Annotated in this window: 25 protein-coding genes, 1 tRNA gene and 3 pseudogenes; 7 read left to right on the top strand and 22 right to left on the bottom strand. The window is 56.7% G+C overall.

Features of this window, described 5'->3' with window-relative positions:
• The first annotated feature begins 24 nt into the window (after positions 1 to 24).
• The 6 genes and pseudogenes from OZX57_RS02500 to OZX57_RS02475 all read left to right on the top strand — a co-directional run bounded on the left by OZX57_RS02500 (position 25) and on the right by OZX57_RS02475 (position 6,826).
• The gene (locus OZX57_RS02500) at positions 25 to 681 is read left to right on the top strand and encodes a cupin domain-containing protein (RefSeq protein WP_277162577.1); all 657 of its coding nucleotides are present in this window, start codon (positions 25 to 27) and stop codon (positions 679 to 681) included.
• Between the two features lie 9 nt (positions 682 to 690).
• Positions 691 to 2,196, top strand: a complete 1,506-nt coding sequence (locus tag OZX57_RS02495; RefSeq protein ID WP_277162576.1) for an adenosylhomocysteinase — start codon at positions 691 to 693, stop codon at positions 2,194 to 2,196.
• 166 nt (positions 2,197 to 2,362) lie between these two features.
• Positions 2,363 to 3,751 (top strand): amidohydrolase family protein, encoded by a 1,389-nt coding sequence (locus tag OZX57_RS02490; RefSeq protein ID WP_277162575.1) that lies wholly within the window; start codon positions 2,363 to 2,365, stop codon positions 3,749 to 3,751.
• A 228-nt stretch (positions 3,752 to 3,979) separates the two neighbouring features.
• Positions 3,980 to 4,858, top strand: a complete 879-nt coding sequence (locus tag OZX57_RS02485) for an ABC transporter substrate-binding protein (RefSeq protein ID WP_277162574.1) — start codon at positions 3,980 to 3,982, stop codon at positions 4,856 to 4,858.
• Positions 4,859 to 4,994: 136 nt separating this feature from the next.
• Positions 4,995 to 5,851 (top strand): annotated as a pseudogene (locus tag OZX57_RS02480) (amino acid ABC transporter permease).
• A 105-nt stretch (positions 5,852 to 5,956) separates the two neighbouring features.
• The gene (locus OZX57_RS02475) at positions 5,957 to 6,826 is read left to right on the top strand and encodes an amino acid ABC transporter ATP-binding protein (RefSeq protein WP_277162912.1); all 870 of its coding nucleotides are present in this window, start codon (positions 5,957 to 5,959) and stop codon (positions 6,824 to 6,826) included.
• Positions 6,827 to 6,990: 164 nt separating this feature from the next.
• On the opposite strand, the gene OZX57_RS02470 is transcribed toward OZX57_RS02475, so the two are convergent.
• The 5 genes and pseudogenes from OZX57_RS02470 to nusA all read right to left on the bottom strand — a co-directional run bounded on the left by OZX57_RS02470 (position 6,991) and on the right by nusA (position 14,404).
• Positions 6,991 to 8,253, bottom strand: a complete 1,263-nt coding sequence (locus OZX57_RS02470; protein WP_277162573.1) for a riboflavin kinase — start codon at positions 8,251 to 8,253, stop codon at positions 6,991 to 6,993.
• A gap of 79 nt (positions 8,254 to 8,332) precedes the next feature.
• Positions 8,333 to 9,526, bottom strand: coding sequence for a tRNA pseudouridine(55) synthase TruB (locus tag OZX57_RS02465; protein ID WP_277162572.1), 1,194 nt, complete (start codon positions 9,524 to 9,526; stop codon positions 8,333 to 8,335).
• Positions 9,510 to 9,992 carry a 30S ribosome-binding factor RbfA gene (rbfA, locus tag OZX57_RS02460; protein ID WP_277162571.1) on the bottom strand — a complete coding sequence of 161 codons (483 nt, stop codon included), beginning with the start codon at positions 9,990 to 9,992 and terminating at the stop codon, positions 9,510 to 9,512. The genes OZX57_RS02465 and rbfA overlap by 17 nt, the downstream gene beginning before the upstream one ends.
• 313 nt (positions 9,993 to 10,305) lie before the next feature.
• Positions 10,306 to 13,149: pseudogene (gene infB / locus OZX57_RS02455) on the bottom strand (translation initiation factor IF-2); the annotation flags it as partial.
• Between the two features lie 184 nt (positions 13,150 to 13,333).
• Positions 13,334 to 14,404 (bottom strand): transcription termination factor NusA, encoded by a 1,071-nt coding sequence (gene nusA / locus OZX57_RS02450; protein ID WP_277162570.1) that lies wholly within the window; start codon positions 14,402 to 14,404, stop codon positions 13,334 to 13,336.
• Between the two features lie 152 nt (positions 14,405 to 14,556).
• Between nusA and OZX57_RS02445 the strand changes: the two genes are divergently transcribed.
• On the top strand, positions 14,557 to 15,393 hold the full coding sequence (locus OZX57_RS02445; protein WP_277162569.1) for a hypothetical protein: 837 nt from the start codon (positions 14,557 to 14,559) through the stop codon (positions 15,391 to 15,393).
• 293 nt (positions 15,394 to 15,686) lie between these two features.
• Here OZX57_RS02445 and OZX57_RS02440 read toward each other — a convergent pair.
• The 17 genes and pseudogenes from OZX57_RS02440 to OZX57_RS02360 all read right to left on the bottom strand — a co-directional run bounded on the left by OZX57_RS02440 (position 15,687) and on the right by OZX57_RS02360 (position 26,126).
• Positions 15,687 to 15,771, bottom strand: a tRNA-Ser gene (locus tag OZX57_RS02440).
• 206 nt (positions 15,772 to 15,977) lie between these two features.
• Complete coding sequence (locus OZX57_RS02435) at positions 15,978 to 16,970, bottom strand: tRNA pseudouridine synthase A (RefSeq protein ID WP_277162911.1); 993 nt, start codon at positions 16,968 to 16,970, stop codon at positions 15,978 to 15,980.
• A gap of 298 nt (positions 16,971 to 17,268) precedes the next feature.
• Positions 17,269 to 17,937, bottom strand: coding sequence for a 50S ribosomal protein L17 (gene rplQ, locus OZX57_RS02430; RefSeq protein WP_277162568.1), 669 nt, complete (start codon positions 17,935 to 17,937; stop codon positions 17,269 to 17,271).
• A 92-nt stretch (positions 17,938 to 18,029) separates the two neighbouring features.
• Entirely contained in the window at positions 18,030 to 19,025 is a 996-nt protein-coding gene (locus OZX57_RS02425) for a DNA-directed RNA polymerase subunit alpha (protein ID WP_277162567.1), read from the bottom strand.
• A 79-nt stretch (positions 19,026 to 19,104) separates the two neighbouring features.
• Positions 19,105 to 19,503, bottom strand: a complete 399-nt coding sequence (rpsK, locus tag OZX57_RS02420; RefSeq protein ID WP_277146299.1) for a 30S ribosomal protein S11 — start codon at positions 19,501 to 19,503, stop codon at positions 19,105 to 19,107.
• A 104-nt stretch (positions 19,504 to 19,607) separates the two neighbouring features.
• Positions 19,608 to 19,985 carry a 30S ribosomal protein S13 gene (gene rpsM / locus OZX57_RS02415; protein ID WP_277143870.1) on the bottom strand — a complete coding sequence of 126 codons (378 nt, stop codon included), beginning with the start codon at positions 19,983 to 19,985 and terminating at the stop codon, positions 19,608 to 19,610.
• A gap of 125 nt (positions 19,986 to 20,110) precedes the next feature.
• Entirely contained in the window at positions 20,111 to 20,224 is a 114-nt protein-coding gene (gene rpmJ / locus OZX57_RS02410) for a 50S ribosomal protein L36 (RefSeq protein WP_043164480.1), read from the bottom strand.
• 21 nt (positions 20,225 to 20,245) lie between these two features.
• Complete coding sequence (gene infA / locus OZX57_RS02405; protein WP_003808114.1) at positions 20,246 to 20,464, bottom strand: translation initiation factor IF-1; 219 nt, start codon at positions 20,462 to 20,464, stop codon at positions 20,246 to 20,248.
• Positions 20,465 to 20,604: 140 nt separating this feature from the next.
• Positions 20,605 to 21,165 carry an adenylate kinase gene (locus OZX57_RS02400; protein ID WP_277162566.1) on the bottom strand — a complete coding sequence of 187 codons (561 nt, stop codon included), beginning with the start codon at positions 21,163 to 21,165 and terminating at the stop codon, positions 20,605 to 20,607.
• A 389-nt stretch (positions 21,166 to 21,554) separates the two neighbouring features.
• A pseudogene (gene secY / locus OZX57_RS02395) lies at positions 21,555 to 22,886 on the bottom strand (preprotein translocase subunit SecY); the annotation flags it as partial.
• Positions 22,887 to 23,126: 240 nt separating this feature from the next.
• Positions 23,127 to 23,588 carry a 50S ribosomal protein L15 gene (gene rplO, locus OZX57_RS02390; RefSeq protein WP_277162565.1) on the bottom strand — a complete coding sequence of 154 codons (462 nt, stop codon included), beginning with the start codon at positions 23,586 to 23,588 and terminating at the stop codon, positions 23,127 to 23,129.
• 1 nt (position 23,589) lies between these two features.
• A complete protein-coding gene (gene rpmD / locus OZX57_RS02385) occupies positions 23,590 to 23,769 on the bottom strand; it encodes a 50S ribosomal protein L30 (RefSeq protein ID WP_277146295.1) in 180 nt (59 codons plus the stop codon).
• Complete coding sequence (gene rpsE, locus OZX57_RS02380; RefSeq protein WP_277162564.1) at positions 23,769 to 24,527, bottom strand: 30S ribosomal protein S5; 759 nt, start codon at positions 24,525 to 24,527, stop codon at positions 23,769 to 23,771. Before rpsE ends, rpmD begins: the two co-directional genes overlap by 1 nt.
• Positions 24,524 to 24,895, bottom strand: coding sequence for a 50S ribosomal protein L18 (rplR, locus tag OZX57_RS02375; RefSeq protein WP_277162563.1), 372 nt, complete (start codon positions 24,893 to 24,895; stop codon positions 24,524 to 24,526). Before rplR ends, rpsE begins: the two co-directional genes overlap by 4 nt.
• A 1-nt stretch (position 24,896) precedes the next feature.
• Entirely contained in the window at positions 24,897 to 25,436 is a 540-nt protein-coding gene (rplF, locus tag OZX57_RS02370; RefSeq protein WP_277162562.1) for a 50S ribosomal protein L6, read from the bottom strand.
• Positions 25,437 to 25,453: 17 nt separating this feature from the next.
• On the bottom strand, positions 25,454 to 25,852 hold the full coding sequence (gene rpsH / locus OZX57_RS02365; RefSeq protein ID WP_277143853.1) for a 30S ribosomal protein S8: 399 nt from the start codon (positions 25,850 to 25,852) through the stop codon (positions 25,454 to 25,456).
• An 88-nt stretch (positions 25,853 to 25,940) separates the two neighbouring features.
• Entirely contained in the window at positions 25,941 to 26,126 is a 186-nt protein-coding gene (locus tag OZX57_RS02360; protein ID WP_091847705.1) for a type Z 30S ribosomal protein S14, read from the bottom strand.

Here is a 26,126-nt window from a genome sequence, read left to right as displayed (position 1 = left end):
CGCACCTGAACAAAGGACAAAACAATGAGCGTTGCATTTGAGGATATGAGCGAGTACGCACAGCACGTAGTGAAGACGCTGAATCTTGAGGAACATCCCGAGGGCGGATGGTACCGACAGACCTGGCTGAGTCTGCAGGCTGCTGCGGGAACAGCAACGCAGCAAGCAGCGGAACACGAAGACGCACTGCGAGGTGCTGGCAACAGCCAAGCAGATTCTACGTTTGCCGACACAGCAAACTCCGATCTTTCCTATGCTGCCACCGCGGCAGACCTGCAATCGATGAAAGCGACGGAAGGCCGCCCGCTGGCTTCACTGATCTATTTCCTCTTGGCACAAGGCGACGCGAGTGCCTGGCACAAGGTGGACGCCACCGAAATCTGGCTCTGGCACGGACCTGCCACCGTCGGCCTTGAACTGGGCGGCTACGGTGACGCCCCGGCCGATGAATCCGGCCGCACGCTCTACACGCTGGGCCAGGGAATAGCATCCGTCAATCCGACTGCAACCGGCACCACATCCCAAAACAATGCGCCAGCATCTGGTTCCTCATCGGAACCGATCGGTCAGGTGGTCATCCCCGAAGGCTGCTGGCAGCGCACCGTTCCCGGCAAAGGTGACGCGCTGGTCTCTTGCGTGGTCAGCCCCGGCTTCACCTTCAACGGCTTTACACTTGAATAAGACGGAAATATGAACCATTCCGATGACCCTCATCGCGACTTCGCCTCGTGGGCACGAACGTTTTCGCAGCATACCAACCAATCGCTGGCTGGAGCGAGCTTGCAGATTGATGAAACAAGCAACAACGACACTTTGCTCTACAACCAAGCTGCGGCTTGGGGCATGAACATTGTCAAGGGCGACCCCAGGAAAGACAATTCCCCATTCGTCTATCCATATGTTCCAACCTCTGGAATCCATGAACCTAACGATGGCACAGAAAACCCCGAGCCTTTTAAAGACATGCGAAAATCCGGCGGACTTGACGCGATAAACTACGCGCAAGCACACATGCCCGTCACACACAAACTGATGGAGCGACTCACGAAAACTGTCGATTTCCATGACATCCGCATTGCCACCTGTCTGATTCTCGAGCCCAAAACCGCCGTGCTGCTACGCGAACTCAAAGCGGCGGGGGCGCAGGTCGGCGTGTGCTGCGAGCCTGGCGGAGTAGATGAGCGCGTGGCCCGACAGTTGCATATCGAAGGCATCGCGGTGGAGGCCAAAAACGACTGGACTTCTGAGCAATACCACGACGGGGCGCTGCGGCTTCTGGACATCCTCAACCCCAACATCATCATCGACGACGGTGCCAGCTTTGCTCGTCTCGCCGCCCGCGAGCGCCCCGAAATCGTCAAGAACCTCATCGGCGTGGCCGAAGAGACGACCAGTGGTGTACGTGCCTTCCAAGCCATGCAAGATGACGATGCGCTTCCCTACCCCGTCGTCGCCGTCAACGACAGCGCTCTCAAAACCGACTTCGACAACGCCCATGGCACCGGTGAGACCTGCGTGACCACCATTCAGGAAATCCTCGGCGATCAATGGTTTGCAGGTAAGAACGTCACCGTCATCGGCTACGGGCCGGTCGGTCGCGGCTTTGCGCTTCGCGTACGGGCGTTGGGCGCACACGTCACCATCTGCGACATCGATCCCGTCGTCTGCCTCAGAGCAGTATTCGAAGGCTTCCCTACCGCCGATATTGACGACACACTGTCCGAGACGGATATGGCCGTCTCCGCCACCGGCGTGCGGCACACGCTGGCGCTCGAACATCTACGCCTGATGACTCCGAACACCATGCTTGCGGTCATCGGCGGCATCGCCGACGAGATCGCGCTGGACGATATCCCTTCATTCCGCCATCAGCCCGGACATGACATCACCACCATCCACGTCCCCGATGGTCCGGAACTACGACTGCTCGCGCAAGGCGATGGCGTCAATTACACGGCCGGCGGCGGCAATCCTATCGAAATCATGGATTTGAGCTTTGCCGTTCAGCTGAGCGCAGTCGCCCATCTCATCGAAAATCGCGGGAACCTGCCGAACCACATCATCCGTCTCGATGCCGCTACCGACCACGATATAGCTGAAATCGCCTTGCACGTGCGCGGCTACAGTGCAAGCCACGCGGTCGAAAACAACGGCTACAGCTGGAAAACTACCCGCTTCGATACCATGCAGGACTAAGCTCCATTTGAACTGTTTTCCAACGCGCATTTGGCGTTTCTTCACCGTGCAATGTGCGGTATCAATATCTGCAGATCAACCGTGTCATTGCCGTCAGGGCAATTCGACAATGACACCACCATTGATATGAGATAATCATTCCAACATCACAGCAAGAAAGCGACCTATGAACTCGTCCTCTACTTCTTACAACATTGCCGAGAACGACCATACCGGAGACCAGGCTGTGTACCTGTACTCGGCGACGCTCGTAATTCCCGTGACCGCGCCTGTCATCCCGAATGGCGCTGTGGCCATACGCGGCGAACGGGTACTGCACGTCGGCACGCGACGCTGGGTGCTCGGTGAACTCAACGAAGAGGGCATCAATCCAGCCGATGTTACGGAACGGCACTTCGACGGGGTGCTGATGCCAGGTTTGGTCAACGCGCACACCCATTTGCAATATACCGGTATGGCAAGTGTCGGGCAAGGACATTACCGAGACTTTCACGGCTGGGAGCTGGCATTCGACAAGGTCTACGCACAGGCCGAGCAGACCAAGCCATGGCAACGGTGGGCCTATGACGGGGCACGCCAGCTGGTAGAAAGCGGCACCACGGCGGCCGCCGACGTCGTCACCGACATCGAGGCAGCAGGAGCGCTGGCCTCGCAGGGCCTGCACGGCATCGCCTACTGGGAAGTGATGAACTGGCACAACAAGGACTGGGAAGCCCACGGTAAGAAGGCTCTCAGGGAAACCCTCGCCCAGCTTGGAGCACTCAACCTGCCGAATATCGGCATCAGCCCGCATGCGCCCTACACCCTCGACGCCGAGCCGTTCATCGATTTGCCCGACATCGCCCGACGCTTGAACATGCGTCTGCATATCCATCTGGCCGAAACGCCGCTGGAAGCCGGCTTGCACCCCGCAATCCTCACCACCTACACGGCCAACGACTGGAGCGATGAGCGCTGGGCCAATTATCGCGAGCTCAAACGGCACGGCAAAAGCGCTTCAGCCATCCAATTCGTCGACAGTCTGGGCTCACTCGGCCCCGACGTGCATATCGCCCACGGCGTCTGGGCCAACCGTGAGGATCGCCGTATCCTACGACAGCGGGGCGTCGCAGTGGCCTTGTGCCCGCGCTCCAATGAGATCACGCATACCGGCAAGACCGCGCCAGTACGCCGCTATATGGACGAAGGCAACATCCTTTCCATCGGCACCGACTCGCTTTCCAGCTCCCCCAGCCTCGACCTCTTTGACGAGGCCGCCGTGGTTTATGCCATCACTCGCGAGCAAGGCTATGTCAAGGACGACCTGAGCCACCGCATCATCCGCATGATGACGCTAGGCGGGGCGGAATCGATGGGCATGCACGTCGGAGCCCAGCGCATCGGGCAAATCAACGCCGGCGCGCTGGCCGACCTCGCCTTCATCGATATGCCCGTCGAAACACGCACCCCGCGCGAAATCGAGCACACGCTGGACGAGTTAGTTCGCCACGGCGCAGGCCACAACCGCGCCACGGTGATTTCCGGCAAACTTGCGTACAACGATACCGTTTTCTGACTTGTCCAGATACTTCCGGCAATCATGCACGAAAGTCCTAAGCCACGCCTTTCGAACGACAGATAACGCGTTATCAATTATCCAAATCATCAAAAGCGTATGTCCATATATGTGCAGGGATAGTCAATGCTATGATGCAAACGTCATATTCGTCGCAAAGACGACATTCGCATTGGCCGATACGGTTGATGTCATATCAGATTCCAACAAAGCAAGAGGTCATCAATCATGCCATCACCAATTTCCAAACGCATTACCCGCATTCTCGCCGCAACGCTGAGCATCGCCGCGCTGACCGTAGGCGCTGCCGGCTGCGGCTCCGGCAACTCTGGCAATACCGCAAGCTCCGGCAACTCCGGCGATATCACCCAGCAGACCATGACGCCGGGAACACTCACCATCGGCACCGGCCAGCCCACCTACGCACCGTGGGTCATCGGCGACAAGCCCGAGAGCGGCAAGGGCTTCGAAGCTGCGGTCTCTTACGCTGTGGCCGAAAAGATGGGCTTCAAGAAGTCGCAGATCAAGTGGACACGCACCAACTTTGACCAGGCCGTCGCACCAGGTTCGCAGAAAGACTGGGATATGAACATCCAGCAGTTCTCCGACACCCCCGAACGCGAGAATGCCGTCGACTTCTCCCCAAGCTACTACAACGAAACACAGTCGGTCATCGTCCTGAAAAACGGCAAATATGCCAATACCAAGTCCCTTGCCGACCTTAAAAAAGGCGCTATCGGCGCCATGGTGGGCACCACCAGCTATGACTTCACCGTCTCCAAGATCAAGAAGGACGTCCAGACCTTCAACGACAATGCCGCGCTGGCCCAAGCGCTCGACAGCAACCAGATCGACGCACTCGTAGTCGACACCCCCGATGCCGTACAGATGGTGGACAGCGGACAAGTCAAGAACGCCAAGGTCGTCGGCCAGATTCCTGGTTCTGAAGACAAGGACGGCATGGGTATCATCCTTCCGAAGGGCTCAAAGCTCGCCCCTGAGGTCGACAAGGCCGTCAAAGCCCTGAAGCAGGACGGTACCATCACCAAGCTGCAGCACGAATGGCTCAAGGAATATACCACCGACATCCCGATGCTTGAGAGCTGAGCGCCCGCAACCTCAGGCAATTCCTTTACTATTGTGACCCTTTAACCAGCTAAGACAACAATGCCGCAGCCAGTTAAAGGGTCACACTATAATCAACATGTCAGACCGTCGGTTCCTATTAAAAGATTGGTCATCCATGCCGCAGACTGCAACACAGAACATCAGCGCCGTAGAGCTCGAGCGCCAAGGCTACATACGCCGTCAGAACCTCCGTTCCGTCGGCATCAGCATCGTCAGTACCCTTGTCCTCGCCGCACTCATCGTTGTGGGCTTGAAGCTCTCCCCGGCTGGCCGAATGTGCGTCAATCGTTCTTCTCGGGCAAGTACTTCGCCCAATCCTTCCCCTCGGTTTTGCAGGGTCTTTGGCTCAACCTCGAGGTGCTGTTCTTCGCCACTATCGGTGTGGCGATTCTGGGCACGCTGTTGGCCATGATCCGCATCAGTACGTCCCCGTTGCTCTTCCCGCTGCGGGCGCTGGCAACGCTGTATACGACGTTCATGCGCGGCATCCCCATGATCGTGCTCCTTTATCTGATTGGTTTCGGTATCCCTGGCCTGAACATTTTCGGGCGCATTCCCGCCTCCGTTCTCGGTACCATCGCGATAACCCTTGATTATGCTGCCTTTGTCGGAGAGGTCCTTCGCGCCGGCTTCCAAGACGTGCATCCTTCGCAACGCGCCTCTGCCCGCTCTCTGGGGCTTACCAGCGGTCAGACCATCCGCATGGTCATCATCCCTCAGGCGCTGCGCAACGTCGCCCCGGCGCTGATGAACGACTTCATCTCCATGCAGAAAGATGCGGGCCTGATCTCCACGCTCGGTGCGGTCGATGCGGTGCGCGCAGCGCAAATCAGCGTGGCGCAGACCTACAATTTCACCCCTTACGTGGTCGCAAGCGTGCTCTTCATCTGCACCAGCGTTCCCTTCATCCTTCTCAACGATTGGTATTCCAAGCGCCTGCGTGGGCGCGAGCAGGGTATGGGAGTCGTATGACCAATACCTGTTGCTGCAACCAACTATTCAATCCAACCATCCGTTTCCGCGTCGAATTCTGAAAGCCAGGTATCAATGAGCGAGACCAAGACACAGACGGAGAATATGCCGTTGAATGACGCGAAATCGCCATCGCAAAAGCCGGACACGTCGTCAGTCCAGCAGTCGAAGAACTTGCCGATCCACACGCAAACAGCCGATGAGAGTACCGCAGCTGCCGATACCGTCAAACCTGTCCTCCATCTTGACAACGTGAAGAAGACCTACCACAACGGCAAGGTCGAAAACCAAGTGCTCAAAGGCATTTCCTTCGACATCAACCCGCACGAGGTCGTGGCACTTCTGGGGCCTTCCGGTTCCGGTAAATCGACGCTGATGAAGTGCATCAATCTGCTCGAACGCGTCGACGACGGGCAGATCTGGCTCAACGGCACCGATATCACCGACCCGCGCGTCAACGCCGACAAGTCCCGCGCACGCATCGGCGTGGTGTTCCAGCAGTTCAATCTGTTTCCACATATGAGCGTCATCAAGAACGTGACGCTGGGTGCCATCAAGGTCCACCACTGGCCCAAGGAAAAAGCCGAAGCCAAGGCACACAAACTCTTGCAACGCATTGGTATGGATGCCAAGGCCAAGGCCTATCCCGATCAGCTTTCCGGCGGCCAGCAGCAGCGCGTCGCCATTGCCCGCGCATTGATGACTGACCCTGAACTGTTGCTGCTCGACGAAATCACCTCGGCGCTCGACCCGATGCTTGTGGGCGAAGTGTTGGAAATGGTCACCGAATTAAAGGAACGCGGCACCACCATCCTGATGGCCACCCACGAGATGGAATTCGCCCATCATGCCGCCGATCGTGTGGTCCTGCTCCAGCAAGGCCTCATCGCCGAGAACGGTACACCCAAAGAAGTCATGGAGGAATCGCAGAATCCTGCCACCCGCGAGTTCTTCAGCCATTTCCGCGAGGTGTGAACGCTGCTTCCCCACCCGCATAGGCCATACACGACACAAGACAGACCGATACAAGAAAATGTCGTAACCCCGTCACGGATTAAACCGCGATATGGTTACGACATTTTATATTTCTATAGATAGCTTGTCATATTCCAAGATAACTGCACACAAGATTATGCGTATTACTTTGTAGCAGTAATCTCCAACGTCTGATCTGCGTAGTCTTGCAATGCGTCCTTGAGTTCTTCAGTGTCTTTGAACTTCACCTGGCCACGCAGAAATTGCGTGAATTCCACACGTACCTTGTGGCCGTAAAGTTCCAGCCAGTCGTCGGTGACGCAGTATGGTTCGATGACGCGCTGGTCAATGCCGGTTTCGTCGCTGTAGGTTGGTTTGGTGCCTACGGAAATCGCAGCCGGCCAACGCCATGGCGAGCCTGAAGCCATGCGCATCTCATCCGACGGAGACGCGAGGTTAGCGGCATCCTCCACATTGGCGGCATGACTTTTCTCGACAAGCGTGCCACCATTGCTGCTGCCCTTACCCTCATCGATCGGACCCAAATCAACCAGCCAACCGGCATAGACGCCGTCGACCGGCACATAGCCTTCGACCATCTGAGCCAGGTTTGCGGTCGGGAAGCCGATCTCGCGCCCGCGCTGCTCGCCGTGCACCACCGTGCCTTCGACAGCATGGTCGTGTCCTAAGATCTCAGCTGCGGCCTTGACACACCCCTGAGAAAGCAGGTAGCGCACATTGGTCGAGCTCCACACTCGCACCTTGCGACAGTTGTTCTTTTTGGTCCATGCACGCAATTCGGCCTTGTTCATGCCTTCTCGCGGGTCTTGCTGTTCCCCTGTGCCTTCCGGTACCTTCGGCTCGAAATGCAGCGGCACCCACGTATAGCCAGGTCCCAAATCGTCAACCACATCAAGCTCGAAGACGCGGGTAGCCTCGGAAAGCTCCTGAATGGACTTGATGTCGCCCTTACGATTCGCGCCCAAGGCTGCGTCCTGCCCGAGCACCAGTGTGCGCATACCCAGCTTGCCGACCATCTGGCCCAAGAAGAACCGGAACGATTTGGCCGCAAACGCCATCGTATAGCGCAGCACCAGCACGTTGTCGACACCGAGCTCACGCATCATACGGATTCGTTGATCGACCGAACTCAGCGCCTGTGTATCTACAAAATCCTTGGGCAGATCCATGTCGTCATGTTCGTTGGCATAGGTATGCACGAGCGCCGGCCGCGGGTCGAGAATCATCACCACAGCCAGAGAATCGGTCTGCTTCGCGAGCTCTACGACGCGCTTGACGACGGCCTGATGTCCCTTGTGCATCCCGTCGAATACGCCGATGGTCAACACCGTGCGCTTGTGTGAGCTCAGGGTGGGCCAATCCATCACCAATCCGTTATCGTCGGGTGTCAACCTGGTGATCTTCATCAAAATCCTTTGTCTTGTTTGCCGGAAGCTAATCCTAGCAGTCCTATCGCATGTGCGAAAGGTCTGTTTTCTTGCGGCTTTACCCAGCCGCCGGGAAAACCACCACGGATTTCAGTTCATGGTCATTCGTTGGTTCCAGAATGCCCACAACCTCTCCGGTCTGCGGAATATACACAGCAACGAAACTGTTGGCTCGCTTAGCGTTTATCAAGATTCTATCGCTCGCATGCTCGGCAGTCGGCGCCGAATTATCGGCCACTTCAGTATCGGCACAATCCCGAGCATTCATCTCGGCAGCCAAAGGCATCCGCAGCCTGCGACCGAAACGCAGATTCTGAGCATCAGCATCCGTAATTGGAATAGTCGGCATCGTACGCTGTGTGGCTTCAAGCATTGTCAGAGAGCGGCGCTTCAGTTCGTCGGTATCAACATCCAACACGGCCTTGTTCAAAGTCAACGTCACACCTTCACGATTGGTAAAAGTATGCGGCTTGGCATGTGCTGTGACTACACGGCCCGCCAGTTGCGAATCCGCCAAATCGAATCTGCCGACTCGCGTGCGACGCAACTTCGTCAGGTATCCGCCGACTCCCAAAAGCTGTCCCAAATCGCGCCCGAGCGAACGAATATAGGTTCCCGTCGAGCAGCTGATACGCACGTCCACATCAATGGCAGCAGTCGTGTCGGCTATTGATTCATCATCGTTATTATCGACGTTGCGAGCGCCCAGCACCGTAAACTCGCTGATGGTGACCGGACGTGCCTTGAGTTCCACAGCCTTCCCCTGCCGTGCCAGCTCGTAGGCGTGATGTCCATTGACACGAACCGCGGAATAGGAACTCGGCACCTGCTCGATATCGCCGGTCAGATGCTCTTTGATGACTTGTTCAATCTGCTGAGTCGTCAGTACACGAACACTGCCAGAATGTTCGCTATGGTTCAACCCTTGATTTGACGAATCACCCGCTAATCTCACCGACGCAACCGTAGTAATCTCGCCTTCGGAATCGTCAGTGGTGCTGGACTGGCCAAGGCGGATGGTGGCTTCATAGGTCTTGGTATGGTCGACGATGTAATTCAGCAGGCGTGTACCGTGGCCGAATCCGATGACCAACACGCCAGAAGCCTGCGGGTCAAGTGTGCCGGCGTGACCGACGCGACGCATGTGCAGTTCCCCACGCACGGCCGCCACCACGTCGTGGCTGGTCACGCCAAGCGGCTTGTCAACCACGACCAGTCCGGAAAGTTCCGGTTGTTTACTCTTCTTCGACACCGTCATCCTCGAAATCGGCGGCGGTCTTCTTCTTGCGCGGCTCGACGTACGGATTCTCATCGCCGGCGTACTGCGCGGTTTCGCGGGACTTGTTGAGCTCCTCGTCACGCTTGTGCGCGGTAACCAGAATGTCCTCAATCTCATGCGCTTCGCTCGGCACCTCGTCGTAGACGAATTGCAGCTGCGGAGTCAGCCTCAGCCCGGCCTTCGCACCGACCAGCGAACGAAGCCTACCAGTGGCCTGCTTCAGCGCCTGTTCGGCACGCTTGCGCTCCCCTTCGGCCTTGCCCTCCTGGCCGAGCTGCGTCCAGTAGACGCGGGCGATCTGCAGATCGCCGGTGACACGCACATCGGTGATGGTGACACCACTGAGGCGCTTGTCGTGCAACGTACGCTCCATCGACGAGGCGATGACGCGCTGGATCAACGCCGCGATACGCGCGGCCCGTGGATTGGTTCCTGCCATAACGTTTCCTTTTATTACCTACTCTTGCTGTTACGTTTCATGATACCGACTGATGAGAATACGCGTTTTCTCGTCAGAAACATCTTTACGCTGCTGAAAAAGACGCATTCTCATATCTCTGCCATATAACGTTGTCGCCCGCCGCATACAACCAACCACGCGACGGGCGACTAACGCTCAAATCAGATCAGTCTGAGCAATCAGACCGACTTATTCACTTCTTCTTGGAATCAGCCTTGGGAGCCGGAGCCTTAAGCTCGCCCTTGGCATCATCGGACTTGTCCGAATCGTCCTTCTTCGAAGGCTGTCCATCCTTGCGCTCGATTTCCTTCATTTCGAAGGTCTCGATGATGTCGCCTTCCTGGATGTCGTTGAAGGAGCCCAGGTTGATACCAGCTTCGTAACCTTCCTTGACGGACTGCACGTCGTCCTTGAAACGACGCAGCGAAGAAATCTCGAGATCGTTGACCGTGGTGACGCCGTTGCGCAGGATGCGCGCCTTGGTGCCACGCTTGACCTCGCCGTCCTGGACCATGACGCCGGCAATGTTGCCGAACTTGGAGGAACGGAAGATCTGACGAATCTCGGAGTGGGAGGTGGTGACCTCTTCGTATTCCGGTTTGAGCATGCCCTTGAGGGATGCCTCGATGTCTTCGATCGCCTTGTAGATGATGGAGTAGTACTTAATCTCCACGCCCTCACGCTCGGCGAGGTCCGCGACCTGACGGTTCGGGCGAACGTTGAAGCCGATAATGACGGCCTTGTCCACGCTTGCCAGGTTGACATCGTTCTGGTTAATCGCACCGACACCGCGGTGGATGACCTGGATGCCGACCTCGTCGGATACCTCGATCTTCATCAAGGAATCTTCCAGCGCTTCGACGGAACCGGAGGAATCGCCCTTGATGACGATGTTGAGCATGTCGACTTCGGACTTGGCGAACTGTTCCTTGAGGCTCTCGAGCGAGACGACCTTGCGGCGCTTGGCCAGCTGGGCCGCACGTTCGGACGCCTGACGCTTTTCGGCGATCTGGCGAGCAGTGCGGTCGTCGGGAGCGACCAGGAAGAGGTCGCCGGCGCTCGGCACGGAGGTCAGACCAAGGACCTGCACAGGCGTGGAAGGTTCTGCGGCCTTCATCTGCTTGCCGTCCTCGTTGAGCATCGCACGTACACGTCCGTAAGAGGTACCAGCCACAATGGCGTCGCCCACATGGAGCGTGCCCTGCTGCACAAGCACGGTCGCCACAGCACCGCGGCCCTTGTCGAGCCTTGCCTCGACGGTCGCGCCACGCGCGTCCATGTCGGGGTTGGCCTTCAAATCGAGCGAGGCATCGGCGGTCAGAAGAATCGCCTCGAGCAGCTTGTCAACGTTCGTGCCTTGCTTCGCCGAGATGTCGACGAACATGGTGTCGCCGCCGTATTCCTCAGGAACCAGACCGAATTCGGTCAGCTGGCCGCGCACCTTTTCGGGGTTCGCGCCTTCGACATCGATCTTGTTGACTGCCACCACAATCGGCACGTGGGCCGCCTGCGCGTGGTTGATGGCCTCGACCGTCTGCGGCATCACGCCGTCATCGGCCGCGACGACCAGGACTGCGATATCGGTGAGCTCGGCACCGCGGGCACGCATGGCGGTGAACGCCTCGTGGCCAGGGGTATCGAGGAAGGTGATCTTGCGCGGTTTGTCTTCAAGACTGACAGTAACCTGGTAGGCGCCGATACGCTGCGTGATGCCACCGGCCTCACGTGCGATCACGTTGGTCTTACGGATGGTGTCGAGCAGGCGGGTCTTGCCGTGGTCAACGTGGCCCATAACGGTGACCACCGGCGGACGCGGCTTCAGATTCTCGTCATCCTGCAGCTCTTCTTCATCGAGATCGATGTCGAACTGCTGGAGGATTTCCTTGTCTTCCTCTTCAGCGGAAACAATCTTGATGCTCCAGCCGATTTCCTCGCCCAGAATCTGGAAGGTCGCTTCATCAAGGGACTGGGTGGCCGTAACCATCTCGCCCAAGTGGAACATGACCGTCACCAAAGCGGCGGGATTGACGTTGATCTTCTCAGCGAGGTCGGCCAATGTGGCGCCCTGACGCAGCTTGATGGTCTGGCCATTGCCAGTCGGGATGCGGACACCGCCGATGGTAGGAGCTTTGATCTCCTCGTAATCACGACGCTTCGCGAGCCTGTTCTTACGAGCCCTCGAGGACTTGCCGCCCTGACGGCCGAATGCACCTGCAGCGCCGCCGCGACCGCGACCGCCACCACGTGACGGACCGCCGCCCTGATAGCCGCCGCCACCGGCACCGCCACCGAAACGGTTACCTCCGCGGCCTTGGGATTCGCCCTGACCTTGGCCGGGACGATTGTGTCCCCACTGCCCTGGCCTTGCGCCTTGTTCCGGACGTCCGTTGCGGAATCCTCCGCGACCGCCGTTGCGTCCTCCGCCATTGCGGCCACCGTTGCGGCCGTTGTTGACCGTAGGACGGGCCATCGGATGCGGACGCGGAATGCCGCTGGGCATCGGCACATGCATGCCTTGCTTGCGGCTGAACGGATTGTTGCCGGGACGAGGACCGGAACCTGCGTGCTGAGCGTGAGTAGCAGGCTGCGCGCCACCATTGCCCGGACGAGGAGTAGAGCCATTGCGCGAACCGCTCGCACCTGGCTTCATGCCTCCATTGTTGCCGCCAAAACGCTGACCGTTGCGTGGCCCGGGCATGCCGCCCTGACGATGCCCATGATCGTGTCCGCCGTGCTCATTGCGATTACGGTTGCCCTCATATTCACGGTTGCCGCCCTCATGGCGAGAACCGTGGTTTTGCTCGCTCTGCGAAGATTCATGATGAGAGCCGAGACCAGGCTTGGCAGAGAAACGCGGACGAGCTTGTTCGCCCGGCTTCGCTGTACTTGCGCCTTGGTGCTGCTGGTTGCTGCCCGGCTTGGCGCCGTGAGCGGAAGGCTTGGATTTTGCCGGAGCACTGCCAGCCCCGGAATTGTCATTTTGCGGGAACGCCGCACGCAATTTGCGAACGACCGGCGCTTCCACTGTGGAAGATGCGGACTTGACGAACTCCCCCATGTCCTTCAACTGTTGAAGGACGGCTTTGCTATCTACGCCAAACTCTTTAGCGAGTTCATATACGCGCTGTTTTGCCACTCAGTTTTCTCCTACTATTGTGACCGCGCGTACATGCACGGTCAATGTATTGTTACGGCGAGCTTACCCAGACTCATCGTGCGACCATGATTGTGTTACCTCGTCTCCGACCGATATGTGGGCACACTGCGTGCCCACACTCGGATTACCGAAACCCAGCATACTCGTGATGCTGGATTGCAGACTATTGCTCGTTTCCTGCCGTTTCGCCTGATTCGTCGGCTTTGGCAGCAGCCTGTGCCTGTGCGGCAGCCGCATGAGCCTCGCTGGATTCAATGCCGATCTTCCAACCAGTAAGTTTGGCAGCAAGACGGGCATTCTGGCCTTCCTTGCCGATGGCGAGCGAAAGCTGGTCATCGTGGATATAGGCGATGGCGGTCTTGTTCTTCTCGCTGACGATATCGACGCCAGTGGCGACAGCCGGCGAAAGCGCCGAGCCGACAAACTTGGCCGAATCCTTCGACCAATCGACGATGTCAATCTTCTCGGGTCCGAGATTCTCCATAACGGCACGAACGCGAGCACCGCCAGGTCCGATCAGGGCACCCTTAGGGTTGACACCTTCGGTGTTGGCACGCACGGCGATCTTGGTGCGGGCACCGGCCTCACGGGCGATGGCCATGATGGAAACAGCTCCGGAAACCAGTTCCGGCACTTCGCGTTCGAACAGCTTGCGAACCAGCTCGGGATGCGAGCGCGAAACGACGATTTCGGGGCCCTTCAGTCCACGGCCGACGGTGACGACATAGACGCGCAGACGGTCGCCGTGGCGATAATGCTCACCCGGCACCTGTTCGCGCTTGGGAAGGATGGCTTCAACATCGCCAACAGCGACATGCACATTGGCCGGATCCTTCGTATCCTGCTGGATAACGCCGGTGATGAGCTTGCCCTTCTGCCCCGCGAAAGCGCCGAGCACGCGCTCGTCTTCCGCATCGCGGAAGAGCTGGCGAATCACCTGACGAGCCGTCGAAGCTGCTAGACGCCCGAAATCATGCGGGGTATCGTCATATTCCTCGCCGAGTTCAGGACGCGGATGCGGATCCTCTTCCGTAGGTTCCACAGGCTCCTCGTCCCTCGCCCAGATGGTGAAGGTGCCGGCACGCTCGTCAAGTTCGACGCGAGCGTGCTTCGCCGCATGTGGTGTTTTACTGTAAGCCAATAACAACGCTTCGGAAAGTGCGTCGTCAAGTGTTTCAGAATCGATTCCCTGCCCCGCCGCGAGCTGATGAATACCTGTCAGGTCCAGTTCCATGGTCGCAAGACCTCCTATATGAAATTATCTGTCGAGCTTTTCTAGCTCCATTAAGTCATAATCATTCAGTATTCTAGTGTTTTATGCAGACACGTCGTATACTTTCCTCTTTGCGCAATTTCCTAGGACGGCGTGTCCTTCCGAGTGTCGCAATGGTCGCACTCGCTTTGCCCCTAGCTGGCTGCAATGCACCAAGAATCGAGTCACAGACCGAGCAGGCAGGCCCATGCCGATCAGCTTATGTTGACGCCGTTGCGGCAACTTCCCACACCACCGCCGGCCACCCGTTCATCGACCGTTATCTTTCCGCCGGCAACGCCGCCCAAGACTGGCGTGATGCCGCTACGCTCTGCTCCTCCCAATTCAGCGTGTACACCATGAAAAGCGCACAGATGCAGTGGCTGCAGCAGAGCCTTTCTCCGCTGGTCGGTGCCAATCCAACCCATAGCGACGCTGCATTGGCCAATCTCAACAATGTGGTCGCCCTGCGTGTCGACAATGATGCTCTTGCTTCCATGGCCCTGGCTGAGGACCGTGCCGGATTCGAAATCGGAGTACTCGCCGCAAAAGATGTGAATAACGCCACGTTGCAACTCAGCGATGACCACAAAGCCGTCGCCTCACGACTTATCTCTCTTGAGACTGAGGGCACAAGTAGTGCTGTCGACACCTTCACCGATCCCCGTGAGAAGGTCTATGACGTGTCCAACCTGCTCGCTCATCCCGATACCATTGCCGACCCGAGCACCGGTCTGCAAGCCCCTACCGTCGCCGTTGCAGAAATGGATTGTGCCCGCGAATCCCTGACAGCCCTGTCAAATACACTGCCGACTTCGGATAGGGCTAAAAACGATGAGAACACCTCCAAGGATTCCCGCAATACCGGCAGCAGCAAATCATTGGCCGTGCTTTCCGACCTCATCTCCTCACGCATTGATTTGGCTCTGTCGTCAGGCTATCCGGCTTTCGACGCCGCTTTGTACCAATAAATTTGAGTATTTAAGCCTATAAGCCGGCACCGTCTACCATCATCGAGCCAGTGCACACACCACGCGCTAATAAACCTCACCGATACCTGAACAACGATGTCTCCAATAAAGATGAAGTCACTGATGAGGACACTAATGAAATCTGACGAATACTCGAACGGCTCCTCGCTCATCCACTTCTAGACGAGACGATATACCGCATCTTTGCTGACTTGACAAGGTACCAGAAACTTCCCCAAAACCTAGAACAGATATAAAAATGCCTCCGGAACCGAGATTCCAGAGGCTTAAGGCGGATAAGGCGAGATTCGAACTCGCGGAGGATTTCTCCTCACACGCTTTCGAGGCGTGCTCCTTAGACCACTCGGACACTTATCCATATGCTACGCAAAACGCAACTTTTCTAGTATAAGACAACGTGCCAACCACCGCAACCGGGCGTGGCGCACTCATAATTCATTCGTCATCTCAACTCTTCTAGAGCAATGTATCCATCAGCAACGGAAAAAGAACTATTTGTGCCGCTTGTACCGCTAAAACAATAGCAATTGGTTCCTCTTCTACCGTCGTCCCGCATAAATCGACTAATCTAATGTGCGCCGGGCACGAATTGACTGGGCTCGTTCAGCAAGTTCCCCATCCGGCGGGTAGGCAACATGTTCCAGAGTCAGCCCACAAGCCGCTATCGGGCCCGTCGAGCCTTCACGGACCGGCTCAGCCATCTTCTGAGCAAACCAATCCAGCGACTTTCGGTGTCGACCAACTTGCACGCATGCGTTGACCAGCGAACGCACCATGTTGTGTGCGAAAGCATCCGCCACGATGGTGAAGCACAGCAATCCTGATTCGAGCGACGGCACGGAATAACCCACATTCATTGCGTTATTCGCAGTCGTTTCCACAGCAATGGCAGCCTGTTGACCGTCTTGCTCAGAACTCACGATTTTCATCTCTCCGTTCGTTGTGTCGTTTCCGAATAGGCCTGTCATCGGCACTCGTTGCCACACTGCTTGTTTGACCTCGCGAATGGTGGTGCCCCCTGGGTTGGGAGTGGCAAATGAGCCAAAATCATGCAGGCCGATGGTCATGGCAGCGGCCTCGTTCATTACTGGGATGTCGAGTACATCTTCAACGTTCAATACGAAGCCGCGCAATCTTGGATCAGCCGGTCTTGCTCCGTCTGCAATCCGATAGACATACGTGCGTTCTAACGCTGAAAAACGTGCATCGAAACCTTCTGGCGCCACGCACACACCGTGCAAAACGATATCATCCGGCAAATCATGACTCAGACGACGCCGCAAAGCCTCAACCGCAGGCACTTCCATGTGCCCCACGCAACGATTTAGCGTCTGCTCCTCCACATCGAGATGGCAGACCTGATGAGCAGCATGGACACCGGTGTCGGTACGTCCGGCAACCACCAACCGCAACGGCTCACAGTCATCATCTGCTGACACACGCAAAACGGTGTGCAGAGCCTCTTCCACAACCCCCTGCACGGTACGTAAGCCAGGCTGTTTAGCCCAGCCGTGAAAGTCGCCACCGTCGTATGCCAAGTCAATTCGTAGTCTCATCGTTGCCAGTATACGTGCCACACTGGTTTGCAAAACTCCTAAACCAAAGAAGCGATGGAAATCAGGAGCATTGCAACAAAATCATGAGGCTGCTTGTATTACGGTGAACCTGAGATAGCAATCAGAAAGTGAACGAAAAAGCCTGATTCTCTCCACATCTTTACCGGCTATGAACAAGCAAACGACACAAGCCACATCATGCTTTTCTAGACAGCAGGAGCCCAGACCAGATACGCAAGAAGGCCGGAGACTTGTATCTCCGACCTTCTTGTATAAGAATTCAGTGAATCTTAACGACTCACTTTTCTTCCTTATCGGCCTTCTTGGCAGCGGTCTTCTTAGCTGCCGGCTTCTTGGCGGGAGCCTTCTTTGCAGCAGGCTTCTTGGCCTTGGCTTCAGTCTTCTTGACTTCAGCCTTATCCGCGGCGACGTCGGCGTTGACCTCAGTCTCCTTGGCTTCAGCTTCGTCAACAGCCTTGTCCGTCTTGGTCTTGGCGGTCTCGGCAGCGTCCTTCTGGACCTTGGCTTCGGCCTCTTCGACTGCAGCCTTGTCGGCGGCAACGGCGGCAGAAGCTTCAGCTTCCTTGACCACGGATTCCTTGGCGCTCACCGGCTCAGTGACGAGCTCGATGATGGCGCGCGGCGCGTTGTTGCCCTTGGACGGGGCAATCTTCACGATGCGGGTGTAGCCACCCTCACGCTGCTGCATCTGCTCGGCAATCTCGGTGAAGAGCTTGTGCACGATGGACTTGTTGCGGATGACGCGCATCACGCGACGGCGGCTGGCCAGATCCCCGCGCTTGGCGAAGGTGATGAGGCGCTCGGCCACCGGACGGAGGCGCTTGGCCTTCGGCAGCGTGGTGACGATACGGCCGTGCTCGAACAGGCTGGTCGCCATGTTCGCGAGCATCAGACGCTCATGAGCCGGGCTAGAAGCCAGGTGCGGCCCTTTTCTAGGTGTAGGCATTATTACTCCTTAACGCTCCGGCTTTGCACCGTTCAGGTGGGCATACGCCCGAACATCCGAACGGACACCGAAGCTTAAAATGAAGTTGGCTCTTACTCGTCTTCAGGCGAGAAGAAGGTGCCACCTTCAAGGTTGTTGGTATCGAAGCCCAGCGGGGAGGCCTTCAACGAGAGACCCATGCTTTCGAGCTTCTCCTTGACCTCATCAATCGACTTCATACCGAAATTACGGATGTCGAGCAAATCCTGCTCGGTGTGGGACACCAATTCACCAACGGTGTGAATACCTTCGCGCTTCAGGCAGTTGTAGCTGCGCTGGGTGAGATTGAGTTCCTCAATCGGAATCGACATCTCCGGGTTGACTTCTTCTTCAACCGGAGCCGGGCCGACCTCGACGCCTTCCGCTTGCGTGTTGAGTTCGCGGCACAGGCCGAAGAGCTCAACCAAAGTAGAACCGGCAGATGCGACGGCGTCGCGCGGCGAAATCGCCGGCTTGGTCTCCACATCGAGGATGAGCTTATCGAAGTCCGTGCGCTGTTCCACGCGGGTTGCCTCGACCTTGTAGCTCACCTTGAGAACAGGCGAATAGATGGAGTCGACCGGAATACGGCCAATCTCGTCGCCATCCTGCTTGTTCATCTGTGCCGGCACATAGCCACGGCCACGCTCGACAGTGAACTCAATTTCGAGTTCGCCGTCATCGGCGAGGGTGGCGATATGCATATCCGGGTTGGCGATGGTGACACCGGCCGGAGGGGTGATATCCCCTGCGGTGGCCTCGCCCTTGCCGCTTTTACGCAGATACATGACAACCGGTTCGTCATATTCGCTGGTGAGCACGATTCCCTTGATATTGAGCAGGATCTCAGTGACATCCTCTTCGACACCGGGCAAAGTGGTGAACTCATGCAGGGCACCGGAGATACGCACGGAAGTGACTGCTGCTCCGGGAATGGAGCTCAACAGGGTACGACGCAACGAATTACCGAGCGTATAGCCAAATCCAGGCTCAAGCGGCTCGATAGTAAAACGAGAACGCTGCGGATTCAGTGATTCCTCAGTAAGTTGCGGACGCTGTGCAATAAGCACTGTGTTATCCTTTCAGCTTCTGATCGGTGGTGCACTCACTGGTCATAAGCGGGTTGGACGGATGGTTAAATGAAGTGCTTCAGACGCGACGGCGCTTCGGAGGGCGCACACCGTTATGGGCCTGCGGGGTGACGTCGGTGATGGAACCGACCTCAAGACCTGCGGACTGCAAGGAACGGATGGCGGTTTCGCGACCGCTGCCCGGACCCTTGACGTAGACGTCAACCTTCTTGACGCCATGCTCCTGCGCCTTGCGGGCGGCGGACTCAGCGGCCATACCTGCGGCGTAGGGGGTGGACTTACGTGAGCCCTTGAAACCGACATCGCCACCGGAAGCCCAGGCTACAACTGCGCCCGAGGGATCCGTGATGGAGATGATGGTGTTATTGAAAGTGGACTTGATGTGCGCCTGCCCGACCGGTACCGACTTGCGGTCACGGCGACGCGGCTTGCGCGCGGCTTGCTTTGCAGCTGCCATTGATCCTCGTTTCCTAATTACGAATGATTCCAAACGTCACGAAGAGCATGGAACGCTGCAACACTACAAGCGACGCCCCGTCCCTCTTCATAACTGCTTAGGCCTTACTTGACGGCCTTTTTCTTTCCAGCGACGGTACGCTTCGGCCCCTTACGGGTACGGGCGTTGGTCTTGGTGCGCTGACCGCGCACAGGCAGACCATGGCGATGGCGCTGGCCCTGATAGCAGTTGATCTGAATCTTGCGACGAATATCCGCATCAACTTCACGACGCAGATCGCCTTCAATCTTGTAGTTGGCCTCAAGATAATCGCGCAGCGTAATAAGCTGCTCATCGCTCAGATCCTTGACGCGAGTATCCGGATTTACACCGGTTGCGGCAAGCGTTTCCTTCGCGCGAGTACGACCGACACCAAAGATATAGGTGAGGGCGATCTCGATGCGCTTCTCATTGGGGATGTCGACTCCGGCAAGACGTGCCATTGCGATTCCTTCTATGTTTCCGTAGGTTTGTACCAAGTCATCCGGTTTCCCGGCTCGGGCCTACGTACCCGGGGTTCAGCTTTTGAGCTGCGACTCAGTACCTTTTCTGGTCGGAGGTTTTCCGCTCAGCCTTGACGCTGCTTGTGGCGCGGGTTAGAGCAGATCACCATGACGCGACCGTGACGACGGATCACGCGGCAATTCTCGCAGATCCTCTTCACACTAGGGCTGACCTTCATGGTTTTCCTTTTCTTTGTACCTTACTTATAACGGTACGTAATACGACCACGGTTCAGATCGTAGGGGCTCATTTCCAGGACCACACGGTCCTGCGGGAGGATACGAATATAATTCTTGCGCATCTTGCCCGAAATTGTGGCCAGCACGATGTGCTTGTTTTCAAGTTCGACGCGAAACATCGCGTTCGGCAGTGCTTCCACTACCTGACCTTCGACTTCAATCACACCGTCTTTAGCCATGAGCCTCATTCCGTTCTTTGGCCGATATTACAGTTTCAGCATGTCCGAAGACACACCAACTTATTACTATAGCAAAAGAAGAGACCAACTGCGACACGGCGTGTTGCAATCAGCCTCTTCCTGTGGTAATGAAGATAAAATCAGTCTAAAGCATCGAAGATGGTCTTGGAGATATCTTCGATATCACCTTGGCCATCAATCGCAACCAAGTAACCGCGGGACTTGTAGGTGTCAAGCAACGGGGCGGTTTCTTCGTCGTAAGTCTTGAGCCTTCGGGCGATGGCTTCGGCGTTGTCGTCGGCACGTCCCTCTTCGGCGGCGCGCTTGGCGATACGCTTCATCAGAATGTCACGGTCGGCATCGAGCGCCACGACCTTGTCGAGCGGGGTGCCGAGTTCTTCGAGCATCTTGTCGAGCGCTTCGACCTGGGCTGCGTTGCGCGGATATCCGTCGAGAATCCAGCCGTTCTTGGCATCGTCCATGGCCAGGCGATCCTTGACGATCTTGTTGGTCAGCTCATCGGGAACGAGCTGGCCCTTGTCGGTATAGCTCTTGGCTTCCTGCCCCAGCGGGGTGTTGTTCTTCATGTTGTAGCGGAAGATGTCTCCGGTGGAGATGTGCGGAATGCCGTAATGTTCGGCAATCAGCTTGGCTTGGGTTCCTTTGCCCACTCCTTGCGGGCCCATAATCAACAGACGCATATCACATCTACTTTCTTGATTGTGTACTTAGCAAATGATGCCCATCCGTTTCAAAGACAGATGAGCATCATTTCATGGTTTTTCTTTTAATAACTGTTATCAGCGATCCAAGCGAATAATCACTCGGACTTATCGTCGGTATCAGTATCGTCTTCTGAGGATTTCGCGTTACTGGTTGAATCTTCGGAATCAACAGTCTCAGTGTCAGCAGTCTCTGAACTTACGGTATCAGTAGTTTCAATATCCGTATTCTCCGAGTTTTCAACGACAGTTGCAGAGGCATCTGCGACGTCTTCGGTCTTGGTAAGCGCTTCGTCAGTTACTGCAACCTGATCGTCGTTGGCTTCCACAACTTTTGTTGAAGACTTCTTGGCAGTCTTAACGTCTTTGCCTTCCACATGGTCGGTATCATCGAGCAAGAAGCCGGTGTACTGGAACTGTTCGGTCTGAGCCTTGGCCTGACGCAAGGTGTCAAGACCGACGCCTGCGATAATCAGGATGGTCGTGCCACCGAACGGAAGTTTGTTGTTGAGCTTCAATATCATGATGAGCATCGTCGGAATCAAAGCGACGAAGAGCAGATAGATAGCGCCGACCGTGTTGAGCCTGTTCATCACATAGCTCAGGTAGCGGCTGGTTGCGCTACCGGCACGGATGCCAGGAATGAAGCCGCCATACTGCTTCATGTTGTCTGCCGTCTCATCTGGATCGAAGGTAATTGACGTGTAGAAGAAGCAGAAGAACACAATCATCACGGCATACAGCGCGATGTACCAGATGGAAGTCGTATTGGCCAGGTTGGTGTTAATCCACTTGACCCACTTCTGGTCAGACTTGCCGAACTGAGCAATCAACGTCGGAATCGCCAGAATTGAAGAGGCGAAAATCGGAGGGATAACGCCGGACATATTGATCTTCAGAGGAAGATAGGTGGAGGAACCGCCGTACATCTTGCGACCGATCATACGGCGTGTGTACTGCACTGGAATACGGCGCTGGGCAAGCTCAACGAAATCAACGAAGATGAGAATGACAACCAGGACTGCAACAACGATGCCGAAGTAGGTCCAGTTACCATTCTTGCCGTTGGTGCCCCAGCCGATCTGCCAGAGCTGCGGCAAGAAGCCGGAGCAGATGGACATGAAGATCAGGACGGACATACCTTGACCGATGCCCTTGTCGGTGATCAACTCGGCCATCCACATAATCAGGCCGGTGCCGCCGGTCATGATGAGGACCATGACCACGAGGTTCCAGACTGAGCCATCGGGAATGACCTGGCCGCACTGGTAATTGAAAAGCGCGCCGGAACGTGCCGTGACAAGAATCGTGGTGGACTGCAGAATGGCAAGACCGATGGTGAGATAACGCGTGTACTGCGTCAGCTTGGTCTCGCCGGACTGGCCTTCCTTGTGCAGTGCCTCAAAACGAGGGATGACCACGCGCAACAGCTGAATGACGATGGACGCCGTAATGTACGGCATCACGCCCAATGCAAAGATTGAAAGCTGGAGCATGGCGCCGCCGGAGAAGAGGTTGACCAGCCCCACGAAGTTCTCTTGGGCCGTCTTCATGGTGCCCACGCATTGCTGGACTACCTTGTAGTCCACTCCCGGGGTCGGTATAAACGAACCGATACGGTAGATGACAATGATGCCGAGCACGAAGAGGATCTTATGGCGAAGTTCCTTCGTCTTCAGGGCCTGGATTAACGTCCTCACCTGGATTTCCTTCCCTATTCGGCACACCTGATGTACCGATCCAAACACACTAAACGACAATCTTAGCGTCAAGCGTCTACCAAATACGCACTTGACACAACTACAACGTCAAAAATTGTTGTCGTACGTTTCTGTGGACAATAAATTGTGCCACTATGAAAAAGCGGCCCCCTCGCTCAAGCAAGGAGGACCAGCTATATATGTCTTCAGGCTAAGCCTGGCGACACAAAAACATCCGAATTACTCTTCGGAAATGGAGCCGCCTGCGGCTTCGATCTTAGCCTTGGCGGACTTGGAAGCCTTCACGCCCTTAAGCGTGAACGCCACCTTGGTCTCACCGTCGCCCAAAACCTTGACAGGGTATCCGGCGCGAACTGCACCGGCCTTGACGAGATCTTCAACAGTGACCTCTCCACCCTTCGGGAACAACTCGGAGAGTGCAGAGACGTTGACGACCTGGAACTCCTTCTTGAAGGGGCTCTTGAAGCCACGGAGCTTCGGAAGACGCATGTACAGAGGCAGCTGGCCACCTTCGAAACCAGGACGAACCTGATAACGCTTCAAAGTGCCCTTGGCGCCACGGCCCGAGGTCTTACCCTTGGAACCTTCACCACGGCCCACGCGGATGCGGTTCTTCTTAGCACCCGGAGCAGGACGCAGATCATGCATCTGCAAAATAGTGTTTTCTTCTTGTTCTGCCATATCAGGCCTCCTCAACCGTGACCAAGTGGCGAACCGCATTGATCAGACCGCGGGTTGCAGGAGTGTCCTCACGGACAACCGTCTGACCGATCTTGTGCAGGCCGAGCGTGCGAACAGTGTCGCGCTGGGCAGGCTTGCGGTTGACCAGACCTTTTGTGAGTGTGATCTTCAGATCTGCCATTACTCTTCACCATCCTTGGCTTGTTCAGCTTCGGCCTTGGCATCCTCACGAGCCTTGCGGGCTTCGGCGATACCTTCTGCACGAGCACGGAGCAGGGTGTCAGGAGCGACTTCCTCAACGGTCAAGCCACGGCGTGCCGCGATCTCTTCCGGCTCCTCAAGCTGCTTCAAGGCATCCACAGTGGCGCGAACCACGTTGACTGCAGTGGCGCTGCCCATGGACTTGGTGAGAATATCGGTGATGCCAGCGCACTCCATGACGGCGCGGACTGCGCCGCCGGCGATTACACCGGTGCCGGGAGCGGCAGGACGAAGCAGAACGGTGCCTGCAGCGTCATGGCCAACGACCGGGTGGGTCACAGTACCACGAACGCGCGGAACGGTGAACATGTGCTTCTTGGCGTCAAGCTGACCCTTGGCGATGGCGGCAGGAACCTCACGGGACTTGCCATAGCCAACACCAACGGTGCCGTTGCCGTCTCCGACCACCACGAGAGCGGCGAAGCTCATGCTACGGCCACCCTTACGGGTCTTGGAAACGCGATTGATGGTCACAACGCGATCGAGCAGCTCATCGCCACGATTTTCTTCGTGACGACCACGGCGTTCGCCGCGACGCTCTCCTCGACGGCCTTCGCCACGTCCGCCGCGGCGTGAACCGCGACGATCGTCATTGCGCTGACCCTGCTTGTTGTCGTTGGACGCCTGCGTGTTCTGATTTTCTTCAGTCACTTGGGTTTCCTTTTCGTTGTCGCTCACAGTGCAAGACCTCCCTGACGGGCGCCTTCAGCAACTGCTGCGACGCGACCATGATACTTGTTGCCGCCACGGTCGAAGACGACGGAATCAATACCCGCGTCCTTGGCCTTCTTGGCAATCAGCTCGCCGACCTTCTGAGCGGCTTCGGTCTTGGTGCCCTTGAACCCATCGAAATCATGGGTGATGGTGGACTCGCTGACCAAAGTGATGCCCTTGGTATCGTCAACGATCTGAGCGACCATGTGACGGTTCGAACGGGTGACGACGAGACGTGGACGCTCGGCGGTACCGCTGATGTGCTTGCGCAGACGAGCGTGACGACGAAGTCTTGCGACCTTCTTGCCTTTACCGAAAATCTTGACTGTCATATCACTTACCAGCCTTTCCAGCCTTGCGCAGGATGTGTTCGTCGGAGTACTTGATGCCCTTGCCCTTGTAGGGTTCCGGCTTGCGAAGCGCACGGATGTTGGCCGCGGCCTGACCGACTGCCTGCTTGTCTGTGCCCTTGACGAGCACCTGGTTGGCGTTCGGCAGCTCGAAGGTGATGCCTTCGGGTGGATTGACGGTGATGGTGTGCGAATAGCCGAGCGAGAACTCAATGCTCTGGCCCTTCATTTGCGCACGATAACCGGTGCCGACGATGTCCAAGGTCTTCGTAAAGCCCTCGTGCACGCCCTGAATCATCGAAGCAACGATGGAACGAGCCAGACCGTGGTTTGCACGGGTCTGCAGCTGATCATCAGCAGGATCGAAGTAGATGGTGTTGTCTTCGACGCGAGCGGTGATGCCGTCGGGAATAGTGTAGGAATCAGAACCCTTGGCGCCCTTGACGCTAAAGTTCTGTCCGTCGATCTTGACTTCCACGCCTGCCGGAATGGTGACGGGGAGCTTACCAATATGTGATGCCATGTTTTAGCTCTCCTTTCTCACCAAACGAAGGCGACGATCTCGCCGCCGATGCCCCGGTCGAGGCAATCTTTCTGGGTCAACAATCCTGCACTGGTCGAAATGATTGCGACACCCATGCCACCAAGTGGCATCGGCAGCGCATCCGACTTCGCATAGCGACGCAGGCCGGGCTTCGAGATGCGCTTGATGCCCTGAATGGCACGTTCGCCATTAGGACCATACTTCAGCGTGATCTCAAGGTTCTGACCGACGCGAGCATCCGTAGCTGCAAAGTCCTTGATATAGCCTTCGCGCTTGAGGATCTCGGCAATCGCCGCCTTGAACTTGGAGTACGGCATGGAAACGGTCTCATGCTTCGCCGCACTCGCATTACGCAGACGCGTAAGCATGTCTGCGATTGGATCTGTCATTGTCATGTGGGCTAACGCCCTTTCTCGCCGTGGTTTCCTCCGCCGGAGCAGGTATTTGCAACCTGCCCCGGCCGAGGACCTTCAGCGTCGATGTTTACCAACTGGACTTCGTAACTCCGGGCAGCTCGCCACGATGAGCCTTCTCACGAAGGCAGATGCGGCAGAGGCCGAACTTGCGATATACGGAGTGGGGACGGCCGCAAACCTGGCAGCGCGTATAGCCGCGCACCTTGAACTTTGGTTTGGCAGCAGCCTTGTTTCTAAGAGCGGTTTTTGCCAT

Source organism: Bifidobacterium sp. ESL0682 (assembly GCF_029392815.1).
Classification (GTDB): Bacteria; Actinomycetota; Actinomycetes; order Actinomycetales; family Bifidobacteriaceae; genus Bifidobacterium.
The sequence above is the reverse complement of the archived record's forward strand: the minus strand, read 5'-3'. Positions and strand labels throughout refer to the sequence as shown.

Excerpts from the sequence above, each read along its gene's own strand:
- rplR (WP_277162563.1), bottom strand. The coding sequence starts at position 24,895 with ATGACAGTCAAGATTTTCGGTAAAGGCAAGAAGGTCGCAAGACTTCGT.
- rplF (WP_277162562.1), bottom strand. The coding sequence starts at position 25,436 with ATGGCATCACATATTGGTAAGCTCCCCGTCACCATTCCGGCAGGCGTG.
- rpsM (WP_277143870.1), bottom strand. The coding sequence starts at position 19,985 with ATGGCACGTCTTGCCGGAGTCGACATCCCCAATGAGAAGCGCATCGAG.
- infA (WP_003808114.1), bottom strand. The coding sequence starts at position 20,464 with ATGGCTAAAGACGGTGTGATTGAAGTCGAAGGTCAGGTAGTGGAAGCA.
- nusA (WP_277162570.1), bottom strand. The coding sequence starts at position 14,404 with ATGGAACTGGACCTGACAGGTATTCATCAGCTCGCGGCGGGGCAGGGA.
- rbfA (WP_277162571.1), bottom strand. The coding sequence starts at position 9,992 with ATGGCAGGAACCAATCCACGGGCCGCGCGTATCGCGGCGTTGATCCAG.
- OZX57_RS02485 (WP_277162574.1), top strand. The coding sequence starts at position 3,980 with ATGCCATCACCAATTTCCAAACGCATTACCCGCATTCTCGCCGCAACG.
- rpmD (WP_277146295.1), bottom strand. The coding sequence starts at position 23,769 with ATGGCAGATCTGAAGATCACACTCACAAAAGGTCTGGTCAACCGCAAG.
- OZX57_RS02470 (WP_277162573.1), bottom strand. The coding sequence starts at position 8,253 with ATGAAGATCACCAGGTTGACACCCGACGATAACGGATTGGTGATGGAT.
- OZX57_RS02475 (WP_277162912.1), top strand. The coding sequence starts at position 5,957 with ATGCCGTTGAATGACGCGAAATCGCCATCGCAAAAGCCGGACACGTCG.
- OZX57_RS02360 (WP_091847705.1), bottom strand. The coding sequence starts at position 26,126 with ATGGCAAAAACCGCTCTTAGAAACAAGGCTGCTGCCAAACCAAAGTTC.
- rpmJ (WP_043164480.1), bottom strand. The coding sequence starts at position 20,224 with ATGAAGGTCAGCCCTAGTGTGAAGAGGATCTGCGAGAATTGCCGCGTG.
- OZX57_RS02500 (WP_277162577.1), top strand. The coding sequence starts at position 25 with ATGAGCGTTGCATTTGAGGATATGAGCGAGTACGCACAGCACGTAGTG.
- rpsH (WP_277143853.1), bottom strand. The coding sequence starts at position 25,852 with ATGACAATGACAGATCCAATCGCAGACATGCTTACGCGTCTGCGTAAT.
- OZX57_RS02435 (WP_277162911.1), bottom strand. The coding sequence starts at position 16,970 with ATGAGACTACGAATTGACTTGGCATACGACGGTGGCGACTTTCACGGC.
- OZX57_RS02445 (WP_277162569.1), top strand. The coding sequence starts at position 14,557 with ATGGTCGCACTCGCTTTGCCCCTAGCTGGCTGCAATGCACCAAGAATC.
- rpsK (WP_277146299.1), bottom strand. The coding sequence starts at position 19,503 with ATGGCAGCTGCAAAGCAAGCCGCGCGCAAGCCGCGTCGCCGTGACCGC.
- rplQ (WP_277162568.1), bottom strand. The coding sequence starts at position 17,937 with ATGCCTACACCTAGAAAAGGGCCGCACCTGGCTTCTAGCCCGGCTCAT.
- OZX57_RS02400 (WP_277162566.1), bottom strand. The coding sequence starts at position 21,165 with ATGCGTCTGTTGATTATGGGCCCGCAAGGAGTGGGCAAAGGAACCCAA.
- OZX57_RS02495 (WP_277162576.1), top strand. The coding sequence starts at position 691 with ATGAACCATTCCGATGACCCTCATCGCGACTTCGCCTCGTGGGCACGA.
- OZX57_RS02490 (WP_277162575.1), top strand. The coding sequence starts at position 2,363 with ATGAACTCGTCCTCTACTTCTTACAACATTGCCGAGAACGACCATACC.
- rplO (WP_277162565.1), bottom strand. The coding sequence starts at position 23,588 with ATGGCAGAACAAGAAGAAAACACTATTTTGCAGATGCATGATCTGCGT.